Here is a 21,325-nt window from a genome sequence, read left to right on the forward strand (position 1 = left end):
TACCGTTATGATTATTTCCTTTCGTGCTCTCCATCACTGCAATTCTATTTTTCGTCTGGAAATAAACTAATTAAACGGAATTAAGATCACAGAAAAGACAAAACGTAATTGCAATGTAAAAAATGATAATTGTCTTCCCTGCCTGTTAAATTCACCATCACAGCACTGATCAAAAGAGCTGTACCCTCTAAGGCAGGTCTGAATGAACACTCAATATAATTCCAGTTATATTTTTTCGATTACATTAGTCGCAACTTTAGGAGGACTATTATTCGGTTACGACACTGCGGTCATATCCGGAACGGTAGAATCCTTAAATACCGTATTTGTCGCTCCACAACACTTAAGTGAATCCGCCGCCAACTCATTGTTGGGTTTTTGCGTCGCCAGTGCGTTGATTGGCTGCATCATCGGTGGTGCGCTGGGCGGGTATTGTAGTAACCGCTTTGGTCGCCGGGATTCGCTGAAAATCGCTGCGCTGTTATTTTTTATTTCCGGCATCGGATCCGCATGGCCAGAATTAGGTTTTACCACCATTAACCCCGATAATGCTGTGCCTGTTTATTTAGCAGGATACGTCCCCGAATTCGTTATTTATCGCATCATCGGTGGTATTGGCGTAGGTTTAGCCTCAATGCTCTCACCTATGTATATTGCTGAGCTGGCTCCGGCACATATTCGTGGGAAATTGGTTTCCTTTAACCAATTCGCGATTATTTTTGGCCAGTTACTGGTGTATTGCGTTAACTATTTTATTGCCCGTTCAGGCGACGCCAACTGGCTGAATACCGATGGCTGGCGATATATGTTTGCCTCCGAAAGTATCCCCGCCCTGCTGTTTTTACTGCTGCTGTATACCGTACCAGAAAGCCCACGTTGGCTGATGGCGCGCGGCAGACATGAACAGGCAGAAGGTATTCTGCGCAAAATTATGGGTAGCACTCTCGCCACTCAGGCCATGCAGGAGATTAATCAGTCACTCGAGCATGGGCGCAAAACCGGTGGTCGCCTGTTGATGTTTGGTGCAGGCGTGATCGTTATCGGCGTGATGTTATCCATCTTCCAGCAGTTTGTCGGTATTAACGTCGTGCTGTACTACGCACCGGAAGTCTTCAAAACGCTTGGGGCCAGCACCGATGTGGCGTTATTGCAGACCATTATTGTCGGCGTGATCAACCTGAGCTTCACCGTGCTGGCTATCATGACTGTGGACAAATTTGGTCGCAAACCGCTGCAGATCATTGGCGCACTCGGCATGGCAATTGGGATGTTCAGCCTCGGCACTGCATTTTATACGCAGGCTTCCGGCCTGGTGGCGCTGCTGTCGATGCTATTTTATGTCGCGGCATTCGCCATGTCCTGGGGACCGGTTTGTTGGGTGTTGCTGGCAGAAATCTTCCCGAATGCGATTCGCGGTAAAGCGCTCGCCATTGCAGTTGCGGCCCAGTGGCTGGCGAACTACTTCGTCTCCTGGACCTTCCCAATGATGGACAAAAATTCGTGGCTGGTTTCCCATTTCCACAACGGTTTCTCCTACTGGATCTACGGTTGTATGGGCATCCTGGCGGCGCTGTTCATGTGGAAGTTCGTGCCGGAAACCAAAGGCAAAACACTGGAAGAACTTGAAGAACTGTGGGAACCCGCCGCAGAGAAAACCCAGCCCGTCTCTGCACAATAAGCCTGACATACAACACGCCGCCCCAACGGCGTGTTGTTTTTTTACTCTCGCTTCAACCGCTTCGAGTTGCACAGCCACAGGGTGATCACCAGCAGCAGGATCGCCGCGGAATAGGTAAGCACATCCATAGGTGCTTTATGATCGACAATGATCAACCGCACAATCGCGGTGATCCCGATATAGATAAAATAGCGCAGCGGAAAGTGAAACCCTGACTGAAAGTACTTCACAATCAGTGCGATAAATTCAAAATACAGAAAGTAAACCACCAGTCCTTCCACCAGCTCATATTTGCTGGTTTGTTCCGGCGCGAACAGCACATCTGCCAGATGCAGCGTTTCTTTCCCGAGGAATACGACCAGGATCAGGCCCAGACTCAGCAGCCCCAGATTCAGCACGGTCTGCAAGATGGTGGAGATAAACTCCACGCGGGGACGAGATAGCGACGTCATAACAGCACCTCTTACTCAGTGGCGAGGTTCCTGTATAACGCAAAAATGTGACAGAGATCTACATTTTTTGTTTATATTTTGTTCGTATGACGGTTCTTGCCGGATGCCCGGTAAGCGTAGCGCCACCGGGCGATCAACATTCACATCACCGGAAATTCTCACTCCTGTCACTGGTCATATCGTACAGACCAAACTTACGCCCAAGCTGCTGACCGCCATCACGCGTTAACGGTGTCCAGCCTATCGCCGCGCGACTGCGGGTTGGGCCTGACGAGAACAGATCCAGCGGCACGGAAACGTACACCCCTTTGGTAAAATCCCCCTCGCCGTACTCATCCGGTGAGGCGTTAGTGATAGTCGCATAACCGCCCACCACGACACCGCTGTCAAAGCGTTTGGCTATCTCCAACGTTCCGCCCTTATCCCCGGCCAGATACTGACCCACGCTGGCTTTCACCAGCACATCCTGGGCGAAAGAAGGATTCCAGTACGCGGTCAAATGCCCGGTCTTCACGCTGTAGTCGGTGAATTTCATCATGTCCTGCGCGCTACGCCAGTCACGCTGTTTCACGTAGTTGGCATCAACACCAAACGCCCAGTTGCTGTCCAATGGACGGTACAATACTTCCGCGCCCGCCCCGCCATACATGGTCTCCAGATAGCCGCCGTAAACCTGTCCGTAAAACCCGTTCCCGAGTGACTGGAAGTAATTGGCCTGCAGGTTATTCACGTAGACGTCGTTCTGTACATACTCACGCACATGGGTACGCACCCGCGGTAAATGCGAATCCTGCGGCGGGTTGGTGTAGTTAAACTTGTCATAGTTATTGGCGAGGTTGGCGAACAAACTCCCGGTGGTCAGCAGATGATCGGTCACCCACCAATCTGCCGTGCCCATCACGCCCAACTGATACATATAGAAATTTTCCGGGCCGCCTACCGACTGGTTAAGCACCGGATCGATGTGGAAATCGAAGCGCGACTTATCGATATACCAGCCCTGCTCGGTCGTTTTCGGCACTACGGGCTCAACGCGTTTTTGCGCCAGTTGAGTCTCATGGCCCAACGGCTCGCCTTCCAGATGGCGCTTCAGGCTGGAAACATCCGTTTCGGTCGTCACCTGAGGCAAGTTAAGGCGATTTTCCGTAATACGGATCGTGCGGATCCCGTCGGGAAGATCGTTCATCACGATCCGGTTGGCACGCTCGATCCCCTCGCGCGAGTCACGGTATTTCACCTGTTCGCCTGTTACATACAGCGTATCGCCCTGCACCTGGATTTTAGGATCCGCCAGCCCGGCATTGTATTTCAGCAGCGTTAGCTGATTCGCCACCACCGAATGTTGCAGGATGGCATCCTGCGGCTGCGGCTGATATTTCGGGCGGGCGTTGTCGTTATAGTGTGGTCGCAGATCGTTAAAGTTAGTCCGCAGCGTGACCCCAAACATAAAGGTGTTGCCGCGCTCATAGCTGAGGTTAACGTCGGCCCAATCGGTGACGCGATAAATAGCGCCGACGTTAAACTTGCTCTTCTGATCCAGCTTGCCCGCAAAATCCTGCTGATAATTATTTCCCTCGTACTCCAGCTTCAGGCGCAGCGGCTGCCAGGGAGTCTGATACTCTACGCCGCCAAACAGCGACGCCGGGCCGTGGAACAACATCTGGCTGCCGTCAATGGAACCCGCCTGCTTGTAGCTGTTATCGCGATGACAGAATTTATCGCTGTATGAGCAAAACGGATTGCTGACGTTGCCGCTGGTCCCGAGGTATCCCCAGCCGAGACCGAGTGAGAAATCAAACGGTCCCCAGGCTTTGTTCGCCACAATATACTCCGCATCGAACAGGCCCGTTCCGCCTATATCGCGTGCCCCCACCGCCACCTGCGGCATCCAGTAGCTCTCTTCCCACAACCGCAGCTTCAGGTCGAACGCCTTATCCTTGTATGTCTGATCGCCTGAAAACGACTCCACGCTGCTGTATTTTTTGGTGCGCACATCGGTATAGCGCAGGGTCGTTTCCAGCCACGGGAACATTTGCACCGACGCGGAGTAGTAGCGGTACTGATCGTTATCGCGGTAGTTAAGGCTCATTTCGCCCTCACGCGCCATGCGTGCGGTTGGGGTTTGCAGCAGCCCCACGCCGCCAAAATCAGACTGGGAAGGACCAATCGGCGCAGGATACGTTTCACCGTGACAGGCCGCGCTGATACCCAGCGCCAACAGGCTGAGCAGATAAGTTTTTCTCATTATTCGGGTATCCGCTGGGTCAGGGTGCGAAGAATGTCGGCATTGATTTCATCCGGGGTGCTGCTCCAGACAGAGTCCCACAGCCCGACAAAAATGATGCTGCCGGGCATCGGCTCAATGTGACGTTTGTTCCAGTAGGCGACCGGCACTTTTTGTGTGCGTCCGTTGGGATAGACAACCCAGGCGTAGCTACGATCCGCGCCGCTGAGCCGATGCTGCCCATCGAGATAGCTGGCAACATCACGTCCGGGTATAAACGGCTGTTTACCCGGGTGGCTTAGCAAACCCAACAGCGTGATATCCGTGGGCTGCGGCCCAACCCACAGCGTGTAATTGCCCTGCAGCGGCGGGTTGCCTCGCTCGCTGACGCGTACAACATCCGGGTCGAGATTAATCGTCTGTCTACCGGTCACCTTCAGCGCCTGAATTTGCTGGCGCAGCGTGTTGATAGCCGCGGCATCGTCAGCGCTTGCTTCAGCGCTCAACGTCGCCAGACGAGCCAGTAATGCCTGCTGTTGACGTTGCGCCTCAGCCGTTGCCCGTTCTTCGCCAATCACCGCGCCTGGCCACCAGCTATTCGCCAGCTTCGGTTGACCCACCAGATCGACCAAATGCTCCGCGCCGGTCAGCGTTTTTGCTTCGGTGCTGCCTGTCGTGATCACTTTTACACTGCCCGCAGCAAAAACAGATGCCGCGCACAGGCTGAAGGAAAGCGCGGTAATCATTCGTTTCATCATGATTTTGCCGCCTTAATCAGCGTAGTTTTCACCGGGAAGAAACCTGCGCCAAGATACTGTTCCGACTGACGAATCATGCCGTCACTGTCTACCCAGTAGCGGTTATGCCAGCGCGTTTGATCGGTGGTGACGTCTTCATCGAGGATGCGTACCGGCGTTTCATCGCTGCCGACCTTGATGGTGTCAGCGCCATCCCATGTGAAAACCGAGCGGGCGGTGGCATAGCGCGCCTGCTGATGCTCGGTCCAGCCCATCGTGCGAGACCACGTTGCGCCATCGACTATCTGATTTGGCTTACTGAGCGGGTCGGCAGCCAGATTATTCACCTCGATGAGGTTGTCTCCGTCGAGCTGTGTTTTCACCAGTCGCCCATGTTGCGTCACGAGAATGGCCCGATCCTGAGTCACCCATTTCTGCTGTCCGTTTTCTGCGAACGCGAGTACCACAAACAGCTGGGGACCGCCGTTGAGCTGCATATACTGGCTGGCGTAAGGCATATTTTGGATTTCATCATCCGTCATCTTTACGCCGGGAGTCCCAAATACGCTATCCCACAGCGAATGCCCCAAACCTTCGGTGGTGGCTGAGCACGCCTGTAGTAACAGACAAACCATTATGAGCGCGGGTCGCTTCACGACGTTTCTCCAGAGAGGCAAAATAACCACACCGAAGTGTGGTTAGAATTAAACGTACCGGTATTACTGGGTACTGGTGGTTGTCGTGGTGGTGGTTCCGGTATTAGAACCATCGCCACCACCGGTTGCCGCCAGGGCAACCCCCACCGCAGAACTTACGGTGCTCACGCTGGTCGCGGAGGAACTTCCCGCCGAAACCGACGCGGCAGCCGACCCTGCAGCCTCACCCACCTGAACGGGGGCGGCATAGACAGACGTCACCGCAAGCGCAGATATAGCCCAAAGGCCATACACAACTTTTTTCATCACAAATTCCCTTCATTGCATGAATGGAGATTTACCCAAAAGAATTTCGGGCGAGATCGAGTATACACAAGCCAAAGTGTTCAAATTACGCCACAGGGGAATTTAGGATAATTAGATAGCGAGAGAGAAAACGATTAACAATAAATAATAAAAACAATTAAATTCAAAGAGTTAAGATATAATAGTGAAAACACAATATCCGGTAAATCTTAAAACATCAGAAACAGGAGAACGTTGAACATATTATTTTAGGATTAAGCTCAATTAAATTTTTAGGTAATAAGGTGGAGAAGTGGAATTATCTTATAAAAAAAGCTGATAATAATATCAGCTTCTATCACAGGTAATCTGCAAATTCATTCGAATTGCAGCAAGGCGGCAAGATCGTTAATCCCCGGGAGCATAGATAGCTATGTGACCGGGGTTAACGAACGCAGCCAACACCGCTGCGGTTCGAAGGAAGAAGCAGATTAGCGCCAGGACTTATAACGGTTAATCAACCCATTAGTAGAAACATCATGGGAAGAAACAGTTTTATCATCGTTCAGCTCTGGCAGAATGCGGTTCGCCAGCTGTTTGCCCAGCTCAACGCCCCACTGGTCAAAGGTGAAGATGTTCAGGATCGCGCCCTGAGTGAAGATTTTGTGTTCGTACAGCGCAATCAGCGCACCCAGGCTGAACGGCGTGATTTCGCGCAGCAGGATGGAGTTCGTTGGACGGTTACCTTCGAACACTTTGAACGGCACAACGTGCTCAAGCGTAGCCGGATCTTTACCCTGGTCGCGATATTCCTGCTCAACCACTTCACGAGATTTACCAAAAGCCAGCGCTTCGGTTTGCGCGAAGAAGTTAGACAGCAGTTTCGGATGGTGATCCGACAGCGGGTTGTGGGTGATTGCCGGCGCGATGAAATCGCACGGCACCATTTTGGTACCCTGGTGGATCAGCTGGTAGAACGCATGCTGGCCGTTAGTACCCGGCTCACCCCAGATGATTGGGCCAGTCTGGTAATCCACCGCATTGCCGTTACGGTCAACGTATTTACCGTTGGATTCCATGTTGCCCTGCTGGAAGTAGGCCGCGAAACGGTGCATATACTGGTCATACGGCAGAATCGCTTCGGTTTCGGCACCGAAGAAGTTGTTGTACCAGATACCGATCAGCGCCAGCAGCACCGGCAGGTTTTTCTCTGCTGGCGTGGTGGAGAAGTGTTTGTCCATCGCATGCGCGCCGGAGAGCAGCTCAACAAAGTTGTCGAAGCCCACGGACAGGATGATGGACAGGCCAATGGCAGACCACAGGGAGTAACGACCGCCAACCCAGTCCCAGAACTCGAACATATTGGCAGTATCAATACCGAACTCGCCAACCGCTTTACCGTTGGTAGACAGCGCTGCGAAGTGTTTGGCTACGTGCTTGTTGTCGCCAGCGGTCGCCAGGAACCAGTCGCGTGCGCTGTGGGCGTTGGTCATGGTTTCCTGGGTGGTGAAGGTTTTAGACGCGACCAGGAACAGCGTGGTTTCCGGGTTCACTTTTTTCAGCACTTCGGCAATGTGTGTACCATCGACGTTAGACACAAAGTGCATGTTCAGGTGATTTTTATACGGACGCAGCGCTTCGGTCACCATGAACGGGCCAAGGTCAGAACCGCCGATACCGATGTTTACTACATCAGTGATGGCTTTGCCGGTATAGCCTTTCCAGCTCCCGGAGATGATCGCTTCAGAGAAAGATTTCATCTTCTCCAGTACCGCATTCACTTCCGGCATCACATCTTTGCCGTCAACGATGATTGGCGTATTGCTACGGTTGCGCAGCGCCACGTGCAGCACGGCACGGTCTTCAGTACGGTTGATTTTCTCACCGGAGAACATGGACTTGATGGCACCGGCCAAATCGGTTTCTTTCGCCAGATCCTGCAGTTTAGCCAGCGTCTCTTCAGTGATGCGGTTTTTGGAGAAATCCACCAGCATCAGATCGTCAAACGTCGCGGAAAACTTCGTGAAACGATCGCTATCTTTCGCGAACAGATCCGCGATAGTAACGTCTTTCATCTCTTCAAAGTGTTTTTGTAGTGCCTGCCAGGCTGAGGTCTGCGTTGGATTGATGTTTTTCATTAGCAATACTCTTCTGATTTTGAGAATTGTGACTGAGATCGATTGTAACGCCAGTCACAGAAAAGTGTGATTGTTTTAATGCCATTGCCAGGGCATCCGCCAAACGTGGCTAAAAAGTATAGCGGTTATCAGCGTTGTTATTAGTACCGTTACTCAACACAGTTGCAGCATGAAAAATCCGCATAATCCCAGCGTTGACAGTGCAAGCTACACATTTTATTTATAAATACGGTATTTGCATTTGCGCCTGCACCAGTTTCCTTTGTGCCATGGTCGCTCTATTCATTCCCTGACACGAGGTAGTTATGACTGATGTAGTTGTCTCCAAGTTTGGTGGTACCAGCGTGGCGGATTTTGATGCCATGAATCGCAGCGCTGATGTCGTGCTTTCTGATGCTAACGTCCGTGTGGTGGTACTTTCCGCTTCTGCGGGAATCACCAACCTGCTGGTCGCACTGGCTGAAGGGCTGGAGCCAACCGCGCGCTTCGAAAAACTCGATGCCATTCGTCAAATTCAGTTCAATATTCTGGAACGCCTGCGTTATCCAAACGTGATCCGTGAAGAGATCGAACGTCTGCTGGAAAACATCACCACACTGGCAGAAGCGGCGTCACTGGCGACCTCAACCGCGCTGACCGACGAACTGGTCAGCCACGGTGAACTGATGTCTACCCTGCTGTTCGTCGAGATCCTGCGTGAACGCAACGTGCAGGCGCAGTGGTTTGACGTGCGTAAAGTGATGCGCACCAACGATCGTTTTGGTCGTGCAGAACCCGACGTCACGGCGCTGGCTGAACTGGCGACGCTCCAGTTGGCCCCGCGTCTGAGCGAAGGTCTGGTGATTACTCAGGGCTTTATCGGCAGTGAAGGCAAGGGCCGCACCACCACGCTGGGACGCGGCGGCAGCGATTATACCGCCGCCTTACTGGCAGAAGCCCTACACGCAACGCGCGTTGATATCTGGACCGACGTTCCCGGCATCTACACTACCGATCCGCGCGTGGTTCCGGCTGCGCAGCGTATTGATGAAATCGCCTTTGAAGAGGCCGCGGAAATGGCGACCTTTGGCGCGAAAGTTCTGCACCCGGCAACCCTGTTGCCAGCCGTACGCAGCGATATTCCGGTGTTTGTGGGCTCCAGTAAGGATCCAAAAGCAGGCGGTACGCTGGTATGTAATAAAACCGCGAATCCACCGCTGTTCCGGGCGCTGGCATTACGCCGTAAGCAGACGCTGCTGACACTGCATAGCCTGAATATGCTGCACTCTCGCGGCTTTTTGGCGGAAGTGTTCGGCATCCTGGCACGCCACAATATCTCGGTCGATTTAATTACCACATCCGAAGTCAGCGTGGCGCTGACGCTGGATACCACCGGTTCAACGTCCACCGGCGATACACTGTTAACACAGTCTCTGCTGATGGAACTGTCTGCCCTGTGTCGGGTTGAAGTTGAAGAAGGCCTGGCACTGGTGGCATTGATTGGCAATGACCTGTCCAAAGCCTGTGGCGTGGGTAAAGAGGTGTTCGGCGTACTGGAACCGTTCAATATTCGGATGATTTGCTACGGCGCGTCCAGCCACAACCTGTGCTTCCTCGTGCCCGGTAGCGAAGCCGAGCAGGTGGTACAGAAGCTGCACCATAATTTGTTTGAATAATATTCCATCACGCGATAAACAATAACTATAGCCGGGCTCGAACCCGGCTTTTTTATAACAACACAACATCTTTAAATCGCAAGGAATACAATATGCTCGCTACTCTCACGCGGCTGTTCCCGTTATGGGCGCTGCTGCTCTCTGTTATTGCGTATTACACGCCCTCCACCTTTACGCCTGTCGGGCCATTAGTGCCGTCGTTACTGATGCTGATTATGTTCGGCATGGGCGTGCACCTGAAGGTGGATGATTTTAAACGCGTACTCTCACGCCCAGCCCCGGTCGCGGCGGGTATTTTCCTGCACTATCTGGTGATGCCGCTCGCCGCATGGATTTTGGCGCTGGCTTTTAATATGCCGCCGGAATTGTCCGCAGGTATGGTACTGGTCGGTAGCGTGGCCAGCGGAACGGCATCTAACGTAATGATCTACCTGGCGAAAGGCGATGTGGCGCTCTCCGTGACGATTTCATCGGTTTCAACGCTGGTCGGTGTTGTCGCCACGCCGCTGCTGACGCGCCTGTACGTTGATGCGCATATTCAGGTCGACGTGATGGGAATGCTGTTGAGTATATTGCAGATTGTGGTCATTCCGATTGCGCTGGGCCTGGTCATTCACCATCTGTTCCCCCGCGTGGTCAAAGCGGTCGAGCCTTTCCTGCCCGCCTTTTCTATGGTGTGCATTCTGGCGATTATCAGCGCTGTTGTGGCAGGTTCTGCATCGCACATTGCGTCGGTCGGCTTTGTGGTGATTATCGCCGTTATTCTGCATAACACCATTGGCCTGCTTGGCGGCTACTGGGGCGGGAAACTGTTCGGCTTTGATGAATCCACCTGCCGCACACTGGCGATTGAAGTCGGCATGCAGAACTCCGGCCTCGCCGCTGCGCTGGGCAAAATCTACTTCGGTCCGCTCGCCGCTCTGCCCGGCGCGTTGTTCTCCGTCTGGCATAACCTTTCTGGTTCGCTGCTTGCGGGTTACTGGTCCGGTAAACCGATTACTGAAAAGCGAAGCGCTATAAAACAAAACTGATCGCGTATAAATGGAGGGTTACCCTCCATTTATATAGATACTCCTTTGAACTCCATCACAAAACAACAAACTACCACAAAAAACAAAATCTTGATTTATTCTTTTTATTTCAATCAATTAATAAATAAACATCATGCAAATGGCAATTTCACTCGATCATTTGATGTTGATTTGCTTTGTTTTAGTTGGAATTATGATTCCACTACAACACAGATAACCCCTTTACCCTATCTTTGAGGCCGCTATGAAAAAAATTGCGATTATTGGAAGCAGTGGAGGCAACCTCTACAACCTGGGTGGCGCAGAGCCAGAGAAGTTACTCCAGGAAATCTATCAGCAGTGCGAAGCCGCAGGTGTGGAAGTTGCCGCCGTGCAGTTTATCGCGGCGGAAGCCTCGATGGATGTTGCCAAACCCCACACAGCGGCATCCGTGTTTGCATTAACCAAAGAAAACCAACAAAAACCACAACGGATATTTCAGGGCAAACTCTCAGAGGTGAACGCTTCGGTGGTTGAAAGCGATCGCCAGATTGCCGGGATGATCCGTAGCGGCACGATCGACGGGATCGTCGTGATGAGTGCCGATCCGGGAAAAGCGAACCACGAAGTCTTCACCGCTGCCGTTGAAATGAAAACGCCGATCGTTGGCACCGGCGGAACGTCAATGGCGCTGGTGGCCGCAAAAGGGGCAAATGTCGTCGCAACCTCGGGCACGACGGGTACCACCAGCCGCACCCGCGCAGTCTCCTTCGTGGCGTCTCTGTGTAAACACTGGGGCATTAAGTACAAGCCGCAGTTGGGTAGCGCTTCACCCTCCCAGGGTGGCTCCGGAAAGAGCCTGCTCAAACGCTTTAACATTCGCAGCATTATGATCCCTGCGCTGCCTGGCTTTATCGCGATGGCGATTGTTCTCGCTCTGAGCCACATCCCGGGTCTGGAAAAGCTTAACGATATTTTTGAAATCCTGCTGAAAGGTCTGCCGGTATTGGTTGCCGTGCTGGCGGCAAAACAGATTTCTGAGCTGGATGAAGTCTCAATCGTTGCCGGGGTCGTCGCCGGGGTGCTGTCCGTCGAGGGGGGCCTGATCGGCGGGATTATCGGCGGATTGATGGCCGGGATTTTCGTTCGTTGGCTGTTTGAATTGTGCCTGAACTGGCGCTTTCCGATGACCACCGTCAACATCGTTGCCGGTGGGATTTCAGGTCTTGCCGCCGGGTTGATCATGCACTATCTGCTGAGTCCGCTGGCGCTGTCGGCAGGTAATTACATCAAACTGGCTATCGAAAGCACCCTGGCTTTCAGTCCTGTTCTTGCCGGACTGCTGGCGGGGTTGGTTATCTGGCCAGCCATCCTGGGCGGAGTCTACCACGCGGTCATCCTGCCGCTGGTCCTGCTGGAGATGGAAAAATCCGGCGTAAGCTTCCTCGGCGCAGTCGATATGGTGGGTCTGGTGATGGTTGCCGCAGGGATTAACCTTGCCAACGTTATCGCCCCTCGCGAAAAAAGTGAAGCCGCCGTCGCCACACCGGGGCTGCTTATTAACCTGGGTTTCGGAACCTTCGTGGAATCTGCCTATCCCTTCATGTTCGCCAACAAAATTGTCTTTGGCTCCGCCATTTTCTGGGCCGGAATGGGCGGCATGATGCTGGGCTTCTTTAACGTTAAAGGCGTGGCTTATGTTCCCGCTTTTGCCTCGCCGTTCTTGTCCAGCAATGCGCTTCAGATGGCTATCGTGATGATCACAACAATGGCGATGACCTGTATTACCACCATTATTGCTAACCGTTTTAAGGCTGTCGTACAGAGCGAACCTGCAGCGTCAGCCCGTTAATTAATGCACCAACACCAGAGGTACACCATGTTTAAAGGCGATATGAATAAAAAACGCGCCAAAGCGTTACAGAAAGTGAAAGATGCCATTGCGCTCCACGGCGGACAAACCATCCTCAGTACGGGGATCACTGGCGACGATGCGCGTCTGGCGAAAGCGGTGTGTGAGGCAGGCGTTAAGCTGCTGGAACCAAACCACCCGGCACTGGCGCTGGCGCGTGGACACAAAGGCGTGAGCAATATGCATGCAGCAGAGCAGATCCGCCATGAAATCACCAACGGGCAAATGGCTGAAGCGGTACACGGCGTGCGTAACGTGGTTCCTGACGATATTTTCATTACCGTGGGTATTGCGGGAGGTTTTACCGAAACCTTGCCCGTGCCGCTCAGTGACACTGAGATTCTGGAGATTGCCCGTGCCGGAGCCGATGGTTTGCACACGCATAAATCCGACTGGGACGATCTGCAGGATATCGTTAATCTCGCCCATCAATATGGTCTGACCGTTGACGCCTATATTGGTCACCCGGACGATCTGCATACTTTCGGTATTCCTGCGCGTACGCCGGAAGAGGTTTCCAGCGTGGCGAAGCGGATGCAGGAAATTGGCGTCGATATGATCGGCCTGATGACCGGTATGAGCTATGAAGGCGTAGCAGCAGGCGACATTCCACAGGCCATTAAAGAAAGGCTGCGAGCGCTGGTTGGCGCGGTTGATGTACCAACGCTGGCAGAAGGCGGTATTAACCTCGCCAACGCCAAAGCGTTTAAAGATACCGGGGTCAATATTCTGGTCGTAGGTACGGCAATCGACAATATGGTCTGCAACGCCGCCAAAGAGGCCGTCACACCGTTTATTGCTCAGTAAACGCAGAGGAAAGAGAAATGTTGCTGGTGACCGATCTGGATGGAACGTTACTGACATCGCAGAAAACAATCAGCCCGCGCACGCGTCAGGCGCTGATTGAGTTCCGCCAGCGTGGCGGTCTGCTGGCAGCCTGTTCCGCCAGGCCGGTCTCCTCTATGGTGCGCCTGTTACAACAGCAACAGGTAGATAAATTGTTTGCCTGGTGCGCCGGTTTTAATGGCGGGCAAATTCTGGAGATGACGTCGCAGCATATTATTCATACTGCGACACTCTCTTGCATGGATCTCCGGGAGATTGACCGATCTATTTCTCTTTCCTGCTACCCCCATCATTTTTTTAGCGCCGATGCTATTTATCATCGTGATGACCGACTCGTAGCACCATGGACGACTTATGAGGCCAACTTATTTGAGCTACCCTTTATTTCGGCAACGCCTGAATATATTTTTAATCAGCATGACATTTATAAGATCACATTAGTGGCAGAACAATCAAAAATAAAGGCATTATGTACGGCAATGATTAATGAATTGCCCTGTGGTTATATAGCGACAATCACCGGGGGGAATTATATTGACATCCAACGAACTGAAATAAACAAAGGCTATGCTATAAACATGTTAAGGCAACAGCTAAATATAGCGACCGAACAGGTTACGGCGATTGGCGATCAGCAGAACGATATCAGTATGTTTACCGCTGCGAACATCGGTATCGCCATGGGCAATGCGCCTGATGCAGTAAAACAACACGCCAGCTATGTGACGGCCTCTAATGATGATGAAGGTATTGTCTGTGCGCTGGAGTGGTTGCGTTGCTTTGCGCATCCAGTTACCATGCGCCAAAGCACGACATTGGCGGAAAATAATGAACCCGATTAAAAGAAGAAAACATATTCTTGATGAATTAAATAAGTTCGGTGAAGTCACAGTTATCAAATTATCGGAAACGCTAAAAGTTACATCAGAGACCATTCGCCGTGACCTCTCGATACTGGAGTCCGAAGGACAAATTACCAAAATCCATGGCGGGGCTGTCAAAAAACAGGTCGTTCAGGAAGATGAGTTTGGCGCGCGGATTGATATACACCGTGATGAAAAAATGGCAATTGGTAAAATTGCCGCCACGATGGTTAGCGAACGCGATACGCTGTTTATTGACTCCTGTACGACTAACTTAATTCTTGCTGAACTATTACCCCCACTCGCTTATTCTGTTATTACCAACTCAGCGTTAATTGCGGATAAAATTAAAGAGCATAATCTTCAGGCCCGCGTTTACGTCTTAGGCGGTGAATATGACTACCATTTTCGCGCCAATCTCGGTGTCTCGGTTTGTCAGCAAATTAACGCCATTCACGCCGATATCTGCTTCATTGGCGCAGGTGGAATTTCGCCTCAGCATGGAGTGCTGGTAAAAAGTTTTGATGAGGCGTACGTGGCGAAGTCCATGATTGCCATGAGCAAAAAAGCGGTAATTCTCGCCGACCATACCAAATTTGGTCAGGATGGGGTGATGTGTATCGCCACGTTAAAAGAAATCGATAGCATCATCACGGATAAAGGATTCAAAACAACGGGTTATACCCAGCAGGACTTTGGCGGGAAATTGCGTATTGCCTATTGAGCGCTATCAGCCTGACCAGGATTACCGTACACTGAGAATATCGGCTAACAGAGGGCACCCGTATGGCACTCCCCCGCATTACCCAAAAAGAGATGACCGAGCGCGAACAGCGTGAACTGAAAACGCTGCTTGACCGCGCGCGCATTGCACATGGTCGCCTGCTGACCAACGCTGAGACCAACAGCATCAAGAAAGAGTACATCGATAAACTGATGGCCTTGCGCGAAGCAGAAGCTAAAAAAGCCCGCCAGTTGAAGAAAAAGCAGGCTTATAAACCGGATTCAGAGGCGTCATTTTCCTGGTCGGCGAATACGCCAACGCGCGGCAGACGTTAACGTCCTTTCTTCTTACGCCCCGGCGAGGTAAAACGCTTCCCGTTTGCCGCCGGGCGCGATTTCTCTTTCTCCGCCGATTTTTCGATTTTCACTACCGGGCGCTTGATGCCTGCGGTGGCGGCTTTTGGCTTCGCTTTCGCCTTCGGTTTAGCTTCTGATGATGAATTCTCAATCAGCTTGAACAGATCGATCAGTTCGTCATCCGTCAGGTCACGCCATTCTCCCAGCGGCAGGCCGGACAAACTCACGTTCATGATGCGTGTGCGCTCAAGCTTCGTCACTTCATAACCAAAGTGCTCACACATACGGCGGATCTGGCGGTTCAGCCCCTGAATCAGCGTGATGCGAAACACAAACGGCGCTTCTTTCTTGACCTTACATTTCTTGGTAACGGTGCCGAGGATTGGCACACCGGCTCCCATCCCACGAATAAAGTCGTCGGTTACGGGCTTATCGACCGTCACCAGATACTCTTTTTCGTGATCGTTACCGGCACGCAGGATTTTATTCACCAGGTCGCCGTGGTTGGTCAGAAAGATTAACCCCTGGGAATCTTTATCCAGACGGCCAATGGGGAACACGCGTTTGCTGTGATTGACGAAATCAACAATGTTGTCGCGTTCGCTGTCTTCGGTGGTGCTGACAATTCCTACCGGCTTGTTCAGCGCGATAAAAACCAGATCCTCCGCTTCACGCGGCTCAATCAACCGACCATTCACTTTTACGATGTCGCCAGGCATCACCTGATCGCCAATGGTGGCGCGTTTACCATTCAGGAAGACATTCCCTTGTTCGATAAAGCGATCCGCCTCGCGACGCGAGCAGATTCCGCTTTCACTGATGTATTTATTTAATCGGATGGATGAGTCGGGCAGCATAATTTCTCCTGTATACACTTCATCCTTCAAGCCGTCTCTGCGTTGGCTGCCCTCACTCACCCTGGTCACATAGTTATCTATGCTCCCAGGAATTCGTTCCCTTGCCGCCTTGATACAACTTGAATGCTTTTGTGTATTAAAAGCGAAATATACCCTACCTTGCGGACGATAAAAAATAATCGTGTTCGACTGCCCACGCGCTATTTGTGATCCGTCACACCTTTTGACACAAAAGTGTCAGCGATCCATCCCTGCAATTTTGTTGGGTGAAAACAAACAGAATCAATACATTAGAGAGATAAGCACATCTGTGCCAACAACACGCCATCACCACATCAAATGTGCAACACAATCGGTCATTACAGGGCGCTGAAATAAGTGAAAATAGCTTTGAGATGGAGAACAGTTGGGGTTATATCAGATCAAGAAGACAATTTCGTGATTTGCACAAATGTGCAGGAGTCCAAAAATGGCGACGGAAAACAGCGATGATATCCGCCTGATCGTAAAGATAGCGCAGCTGTATTACGAACAGGATATGACACAAGCGCAAATCGCCCGCGAGCTGGGTATTTACCGCACCACGATCAGCCGTTTGCTAAAACGTGGACGCGAGCAGGGTATCGTCACCATCGCCATTAATTACGACTACAACGAAAATCTGTGGCTGGAACAGCAGCTAAAACAGAAATTTGGCCTGAAAGAGGCGGTGGTGGTCTCATGCGACAGCGAACAGGAAGACGAACAACTCGCGATGATGGGTGTGCACGGCGCACAGTTGCTGGAACGCTTACTGGAACCCGGCGACATTATTGGGTTCTCATGGGGCCGCGCGGTGCGGGGACTTGTTGAAGGATTATCCCCTGCCAGTCAGTCACGTCAGCTGATCTGCGTGCCGATTATTGGCGGGCCATCCGGCAAGCTTGAAAGCCGCTACCACGTTAATACGCTGACCTACGGCGCAGCAGCAAAGCTCAAGGGGGAATCGCATCTGGCCGATTTCCCGGCACTGCTGGAGAACCCGCTCATTCGCAATGGCATTATGCAGTCCCAACATTTCAAATCGATTTCCGCTTATTGGGATAATCTGGACGTCGCACTGGTCGGGATTGGATCTCCGGCAATACGTGATGGCGCCAACTGGCACGCTTTTTACGGCAGTGAAGAGAGCGATGACCTGCATGCCCGTCAGGTAGCCGGAGACATTTGCTCGCGCTTTTACGATATCAACGGCGTGACGGTAGAAACCAATATGAGTGAAAAAACACTTTCCATTGAAACCAATAAATTAAAGCAGGCGCGCTACTCAATTGGCATTGCAATGGGTGAAGAGAAATACAGTGGAATTTTGGGCGCATTGCGTGGAAATTATATTAACGGTTTAGTGACTAACAGCCATACCGCTGAATTATTGTTGAAGTAAATATATTCGAATGGGTCCTGACATAATTAATTTTATGTGGGCTCCCCTTATCTGAAACTGGGAGTTAATTATGCAAACGTGGTTAAATCTGCAGGACAAAGTCATTATTGTTACTGGCGGCGCGTCCGGAATTGGGCTGGCGATTGTTGAAGAGTTATTAGCGCAGGGCGCGAATGTGCAAATGGCGGATATTCACGGTGGTGCAGGTCAATATGAAGGCCATAGTGGATATCATTTCTGGCCGACAGATATTTCCAGTGCCAAAGAAGTTAATCATACCGTTACCGAAATTATCCACCGCCATGGGCGTATTGATGGTTTGGTGAATAACGCAGGCGTTAATTTTCCGCGGCTGCTGGTCGATGAAAAAGCACCCGCCGGGCAATATGAACTCAATGAAGCCGCTTTTGAAAAAATGGTCAATATCAACCAGAAAGGTGTGTTCTTAATGTCGCAAGCCGTAGCACGCCAAATGGTAAAACAGCGTAACGGCGTGATTGTGAATGTCTCTTCAGAAAGCGGGCTGGAAGGTTCAGAGGGCCAAAGTTGCTATGCCGCCACCAAGGCCGCACTGAATAGCTTTACCCGTTCCTGGTCGAAAGAGTTGGGCAAACACGGCATTCGTGTGGTGGGCATTGCACCTGGCATTCTGGAAAAAACCGGACTGCGGACCCCCGAGTATGAAGAAGCGCTGGCCTGGACTCGCAACATCACCGTCGAACAGCTGCGCGAGGGCTACACCAGGAACGCGATCCCAATTGGTCGCTCAGGGCGCTTAAGCGAAGTCGCTGATTTTGTTTGTTATCTTTTGTCTGATCGTGCCAGTTACATAACCGGAGTAACCACTAACATTGCGGGCGGAAAAACGCGCGGCTAAGGAGGTTTTATGGTCAATGCAATCTTCTGTGCTCACGGCAAACTGGCCTGCGCCATGCTGGAATCGGTACAGATGGTCTACGGTGATGCCAACGTTGAAGCCGTGGCATTTGTCCCCGGAGAAAACGCCAGCGACATCGTGGAAAAGCTGAAAAAGTTAGTAAGTATTCACACCGGCGATGAATGGCTGATTGCCGTCGATTTGCAGTGTGGCAGTCCCTGGAATGCCGCCGCGACGCTGGCGATGCACAATCCGGCGATACGGGTCATCAGCGGGTTATCACTGCCTTTGGCGCTGGAACTGGTAGACAACCAAAGCAGTATGAATGTGGATGAACTGTGTGAACACCTGACGACCATTGCTCAACAAACCTGTGTCGTCTGGAAACATCTGGAAACGGCCGAAGAGGATTTCTGATGAACATTACCCTTGCTCGTATTGATGACCGCCTGATCCACGGTCAGGTCACCACCGTCTGGTCGAAGGTGGCGAATGCACAACGGATTATTATCTGTAATGACGACGTTTATCACGATGAAGTACGTCGCACATTATTGCGTCAGGCCGCCCCGCCGGGAATGAAAGTGAACGTCGTTAATATCGAAAAAGCAGTCGCGGTTTACCATAATCCGCAATATCAGAACGAAACCGTTTTTTATCTTTTTACTCGTCCGCAAGATGCATTAGCAATGGTAAAACAAGGGGTAAAAATCGCCACGTTAAATATTGGCGGCATGGCCTGGCGACCCGGTAAAAAACAATTAACCAAAGCGGTCTCATTAGATGATGACGATATTCATGCTTTTCATGAGTTAGCTAAATTAGGCGTTACGCTGGATTTACGCGTCGTCGCATCCGATCCATCTATTAATATCCTTGAAAAAATAAAAGAACAATCGCTCGCTGAATAAATAATAACGCCTGTGTATTTATGCTGTAACAGGCAGGGATGATCACATTCACAAGGTGACATATTATGGAAATAAGTACCCTACAGATTATCGCCATATTTCTATTTTCCTGTATTGCCGGAATGGGTAGCGTGCTGGATGAGTTCCAGACCCACCGTCCGCTAATTGCTTGTACCGTTATCGGCCTGATCCTCGGTGATTTAAAAACCGGGATTATGCTCGGCGGCACGCTGGAGTTAATCGCTCTGGGTTGGATGAACGTTGGCGCTGCGCAGTCTCCCGATTCGGCACTCGCCAGTATTATCTCCGCCATTCTGGTGATTGTCGGGCAACAGAGTATCGCCACCGGGATCGCCATCGCTCTGCCAGTCGCGGCAGCAGGCCAGGTACTGACGGTATTCGCCCGTACCATCACCGTTGTGTTCCAGCACGCGGCGGATAAAGCCGCCGAAGACGCCCGTTTTCGCACCATCGATTTGCTGCACGTTTCCGCCCTCGGCGTACAGGCGCTGCGCGTCGCCATTCCAGCGCTGATTGTCTCGCTGTTTGTCAGCGCGGATATGGTCAGCAACATGCTGAATGCCATTCCGGAATTCGTCACCCGTGGGCTGCAGATTGCCGGAGGATTTATCGTAGTCGTCGGTTACGCCATGGTACTGCGCATGATGGGCGTGAAGTACCTGATGCCCTTCTTCTTCCTCGGGTTTATCGCTGGGGGTTATCTCGATTTGAGCCTGCTGGCTTTCGGTGGGGTTGGCGTGATTATCGCGCTGGTCTACATCCAGTTGAACCCACAGTGGCGTAAGACTGAACCGCAGGCGCAAGCCCCCTCTTCTCAAGCTCTTGATCAGCTTGAAGACTAACGGAGCCCATCATGGAACAGAAAAAACTGACCAAATCCGACCTGTTTAGCATGTTTGTTCGCTCCAACCTGCAACAGGCGTCATTCAACTTCGAACGCATTCATGGGCTGGGCTTTTGCTACGACATGATCCCCGCCATCAAGCGCTTGTATCCACTAAAAGAGGATCAGGTTGCCGCACTCAAACGCCACCTGGTGTTCTTCAATACCACCCCTGCCGTTTGCGGCCCAGTGATTGGCGTCACCGCCGCAATGGAGGAAGCACGCGCCAACGGTGCGGAAATTGACGATGGCGCAATCAACGGCATCAAAGTCGGCCTGATGGGTCCGCTGGCAGGCGTCGGCGATCCGCTGGTATGGGGAACGCTGCGCCCGATTACCGCCGCGCTCGGCGCATCGCTGGCGCTGTCCGGTAACATTCTCGGCCCGCTATTGTTCTTCTTTATTTTCAATGCAGTACGTCTGGCAATGAAGTGGTACGGCTTACAGCTTGGCTTTCGTAAAGGGGTCAACATCGTCAGCGACATGGGCGGCAACCTGCTGCAGAAACTGACCGAAGGCGCATCGATTCTCGGCCTGTTTGTGATGGGAGTATTGGTCACCAAATGGACCAGCATCAACGTGCCGCTGGTGGTATCGCAAACGCCTGGCGCAGACGGCACCACCGTCACCATGACCGTGCAGAACATTCTCGACCAACTCTGCCCCGGCCTGCTGGCGTTGGGTCTGACGCTGCTGATGGTGCGTCTGCTCAACAAGAAAATTAATCCGGTATGGCTAATCTTCGCCCTGTTTGCGCTGGGAATTATCGGTAACGCACTGGGCTTCCTGTCCTGATTTTTCGCCCCGGCAATGCCGG

General features: G+C 51.9%; 21 protein-coding genes. 14 read left to right on the forward strand and 7 right to left on the reverse strand.

Annotation, left to right across the window (positions count from 1 at the left end; translation table 11 throughout):
- Window positions 1–202: 202 nt before the first annotated feature.
- The gene (xylE, locus tag FDX03_RS09880) at window positions 203–1,678 is read left to right on the forward strand and encodes a D-xylose transporter XylE (RefSeq protein ID WP_061067015.1); all 1,476 of its coding nucleotides are present in this window, start codon (window positions 203–205) and stop codon (window positions 1,676–1,678) included.
- A gap of 41 nt (window positions 1,679–1,719) precedes the next feature.
- Here the strand turns inward: xylE and psiE are convergent, their stop codons facing one another.
- The 6 genes from psiE to pgi all read right to left on the reverse strand — a co-directional run bounded on the left by psiE (window position 1,720) and on the right by pgi (window position 8,170).
- Complete coding sequence (gene psiE, locus FDX03_RS09885; protein WP_048213940.1) at window positions 1,720–2,130, reverse strand: phosphate-starvation-inducible protein PsiE; 411 nt, start codon at window positions 2,128–2,130, stop codon at window positions 1,720–1,722.
- A 145-nt stretch (window positions 2,131–2,275) separates the two neighbouring features.
- Complete coding sequence (locus tag FDX03_RS09890; RefSeq protein ID WP_137345868.1) at window positions 2,276–4,375, reverse strand: YjbH domain-containing protein; 2,100 nt, start codon at window positions 4,373–4,375, stop codon at window positions 2,276–2,278.
- Entirely contained in the window at window positions 4,375–5,112 is a 738-nt protein-coding gene (locus FDX03_RS09895) for a capsule biosynthesis GfcC D2 domain-containing protein (RefSeq protein WP_137345869.1), read from the reverse strand. Before FDX03_RS09895 ends, FDX03_RS09890 begins: the two co-directional genes overlap by 1 nt.
- Complete coding sequence (locus tag FDX03_RS09900; RefSeq protein WP_212724559.1) at window positions 5,109–5,747, reverse strand: YjbF family lipoprotein; 639 nt, start codon at window positions 5,745–5,747, stop codon at window positions 5,109–5,111. The genes FDX03_RS09895 and FDX03_RS09900 overlap by 4 nt, the downstream gene beginning before the upstream one ends.
- A 63-nt stretch (window positions 5,748–5,810) precedes the next feature.
- On the reverse strand, window positions 5,811–6,053 hold the full coding sequence (gene yjbE, locus FDX03_RS09905) for an exopolysaccharide production protein YjbE (protein ID WP_137345871.1): 243 nt from the start codon (window positions 6,051–6,053) through the stop codon (window positions 5,811–5,813).
- Window positions 6,054–6,523: 470 nt separating this feature from the next.
- Window positions 6,524–8,170: a glucose-6-phosphate isomerase gene (pgi, locus tag FDX03_RS09910; RefSeq protein ID WP_061067011.1), complete on the reverse strand. Its 1,647-nt coding sequence runs from the start codon at window positions 8,168–8,170 to the stop codon at window positions 6,524–6,526.
- Window positions 8,171–8,475: 305 nt separating this feature from the next.
- Here pgi and lysC point away from each other — a divergent pair, with 305 nt between their 5' ends.
- From lysC to FDX03_RS09945, 7 genes are all read left to right on the forward strand, one after another.
- Window positions 8,476–9,825 (forward strand): lysine-sensitive aspartokinase 3, encoded by a 1,350-nt coding sequence (lysC, locus tag FDX03_RS09915; protein WP_101742883.1) that lies wholly within the window; start codon window positions 8,476–8,478, stop codon window positions 9,823–9,825.
- Window positions 9,826–9,917: 92 nt separating this feature from the next.
- Complete coding sequence (gene panS, locus FDX03_RS09920; protein ID WP_137345872.1) at window positions 9,918–10,856, forward strand: ketopantoate/pantoate/pantothenate transporter PanS; 939 nt, start codon at window positions 9,918–9,920, stop codon at window positions 10,854–10,856.
- A gap of 244 nt (window positions 10,857–11,100) precedes the next feature.
- Window positions 11,101–12,687 (forward strand): PTS sugar transporter, encoded by a 1,587-nt coding sequence (locus FDX03_RS09925; protein WP_170973091.1) that lies wholly within the window; start codon window positions 11,101–11,103, stop codon window positions 12,685–12,687.
- A gap of 27 nt (window positions 12,688–12,714) precedes the next feature.
- Window positions 12,715–13,554, forward strand: a complete 840-nt coding sequence (locus tag FDX03_RS09930; RefSeq protein ID WP_044702272.1) for a histidine biosynthesis protein — start codon at window positions 12,715–12,717, stop codon at window positions 13,552–13,554.
- A 17-nt stretch (window positions 13,555–13,571) separates the two neighbouring features.
- Window positions 13,572–14,435, forward strand: coding sequence for a Cof-type HAD-IIB family hydrolase (locus FDX03_RS09935; protein ID WP_137345873.1), 864 nt, complete (start codon window positions 13,572–13,574; stop codon window positions 14,433–14,435).
- Entirely contained in the window at window positions 14,422–15,180 is a 759-nt protein-coding gene (locus FDX03_RS09940) for a DeoR/GlpR family DNA-binding transcription regulator (RefSeq protein WP_005132777.1), read from the forward strand. Before FDX03_RS09935 ends, FDX03_RS09940 begins: the two co-directional genes overlap by 14 nt.
- A gap of 62 nt (window positions 15,181–15,242) precedes the next feature.
- Window positions 15,243–15,515: a DUF3811 domain-containing protein gene (locus FDX03_RS09945; RefSeq protein WP_003031655.1), complete on the forward strand. Its 273-nt coding sequence runs from the start codon at window positions 15,243–15,245 to the stop codon at window positions 15,513–15,515.
- On the opposite strand, the gene rluF is transcribed toward FDX03_RS09945, so the two are convergent.
- The gene (gene rluF / locus FDX03_RS09950; protein ID WP_137345874.1) at window positions 15,512–16,393 is read right to left on the reverse strand and encodes a 23S rRNA pseudouridine(2604) synthase RluF; all 882 of its coding nucleotides are present in this window, start codon (window positions 16,391–16,393) and stop codon (window positions 15,512–15,514) included. The two genes, FDX03_RS09945 and rluF, sit on opposite strands and share 4 nt — an antisense overlap.
- 469 nt (window positions 16,394–16,862) lie before the next feature.
- Between rluF and FDX03_RS09955 the strand changes: the two genes are divergently transcribed.
- The 6 genes from FDX03_RS09955 to FDX03_RS09980 all read left to right on the forward strand — a co-directional run bounded on the left by FDX03_RS09955 (window position 16,863) and on the right by FDX03_RS09980 (window position 21,303).
- Window positions 16,863–17,816: a sugar-binding transcriptional regulator gene (locus tag FDX03_RS09955; RefSeq protein WP_137345875.1), complete on the forward strand. Its 954-nt coding sequence runs from the start codon at window positions 16,863–16,865 to the stop codon at window positions 17,814–17,816.
- A gap of 70 nt (window positions 17,817–17,886) precedes the next feature.
- On the forward strand, window positions 17,887–18,693 hold the full coding sequence (locus tag FDX03_RS09960; protein WP_137345876.1) for an SDR family oxidoreductase: 807 nt from the start codon (window positions 17,887–17,889) through the stop codon (window positions 18,691–18,693).
- A gap of 9 nt (window positions 18,694–18,702) precedes the next feature.
- Window positions 18,703–19,110, forward strand: a complete 408-nt coding sequence (locus tag FDX03_RS09965; RefSeq protein WP_003031647.1) for a mannose/fructose/sorbose PTS transporter subunit IIA — start codon at window positions 18,703–18,705, stop codon at window positions 19,108–19,110.
- Window positions 19,110–19,604: a mannose/fructose/sorbose PTS transporter subunit IIB gene (locus FDX03_RS09970; RefSeq protein WP_115601161.1), complete on the forward strand. Its 495-nt coding sequence runs from the start codon at window positions 19,110–19,112 to the stop codon at window positions 19,602–19,604. Before FDX03_RS09965 ends, FDX03_RS09970 begins: the two co-directional genes overlap by 1 nt.
- 65 nt (window positions 19,605–19,669) lie before the next feature.
- A complete protein-coding gene (locus FDX03_RS09975) occupies window positions 19,670–20,467 on the forward strand; it encodes a PTS mannose/fructose/sorbose transporter subunit IIC (RefSeq protein ID WP_115601162.1) in 798 nt (265 codons plus the stop codon).
- An 11-nt stretch (window positions 20,468–20,478) separates the two neighbouring features.
- Entirely contained in the window at window positions 20,479–21,303 is an 825-nt protein-coding gene (locus FDX03_RS09980) for a PTS system mannose/fructose/sorbose family transporter subunit IID (protein ID WP_003031641.1), read from the forward strand.
- Window positions 21,304–21,325 lie beyond the last annotated feature (22 nt).

The sequence above is a fragment of the Citrobacter sp. wls827 genome (assembly GCF_005280875.1).
Taxonomy (GTDB): Bacteria; Pseudomonadota; Gammaproteobacteria; order Enterobacterales; family Enterobacteriaceae; genus Citrobacter; species Citrobacter youngae.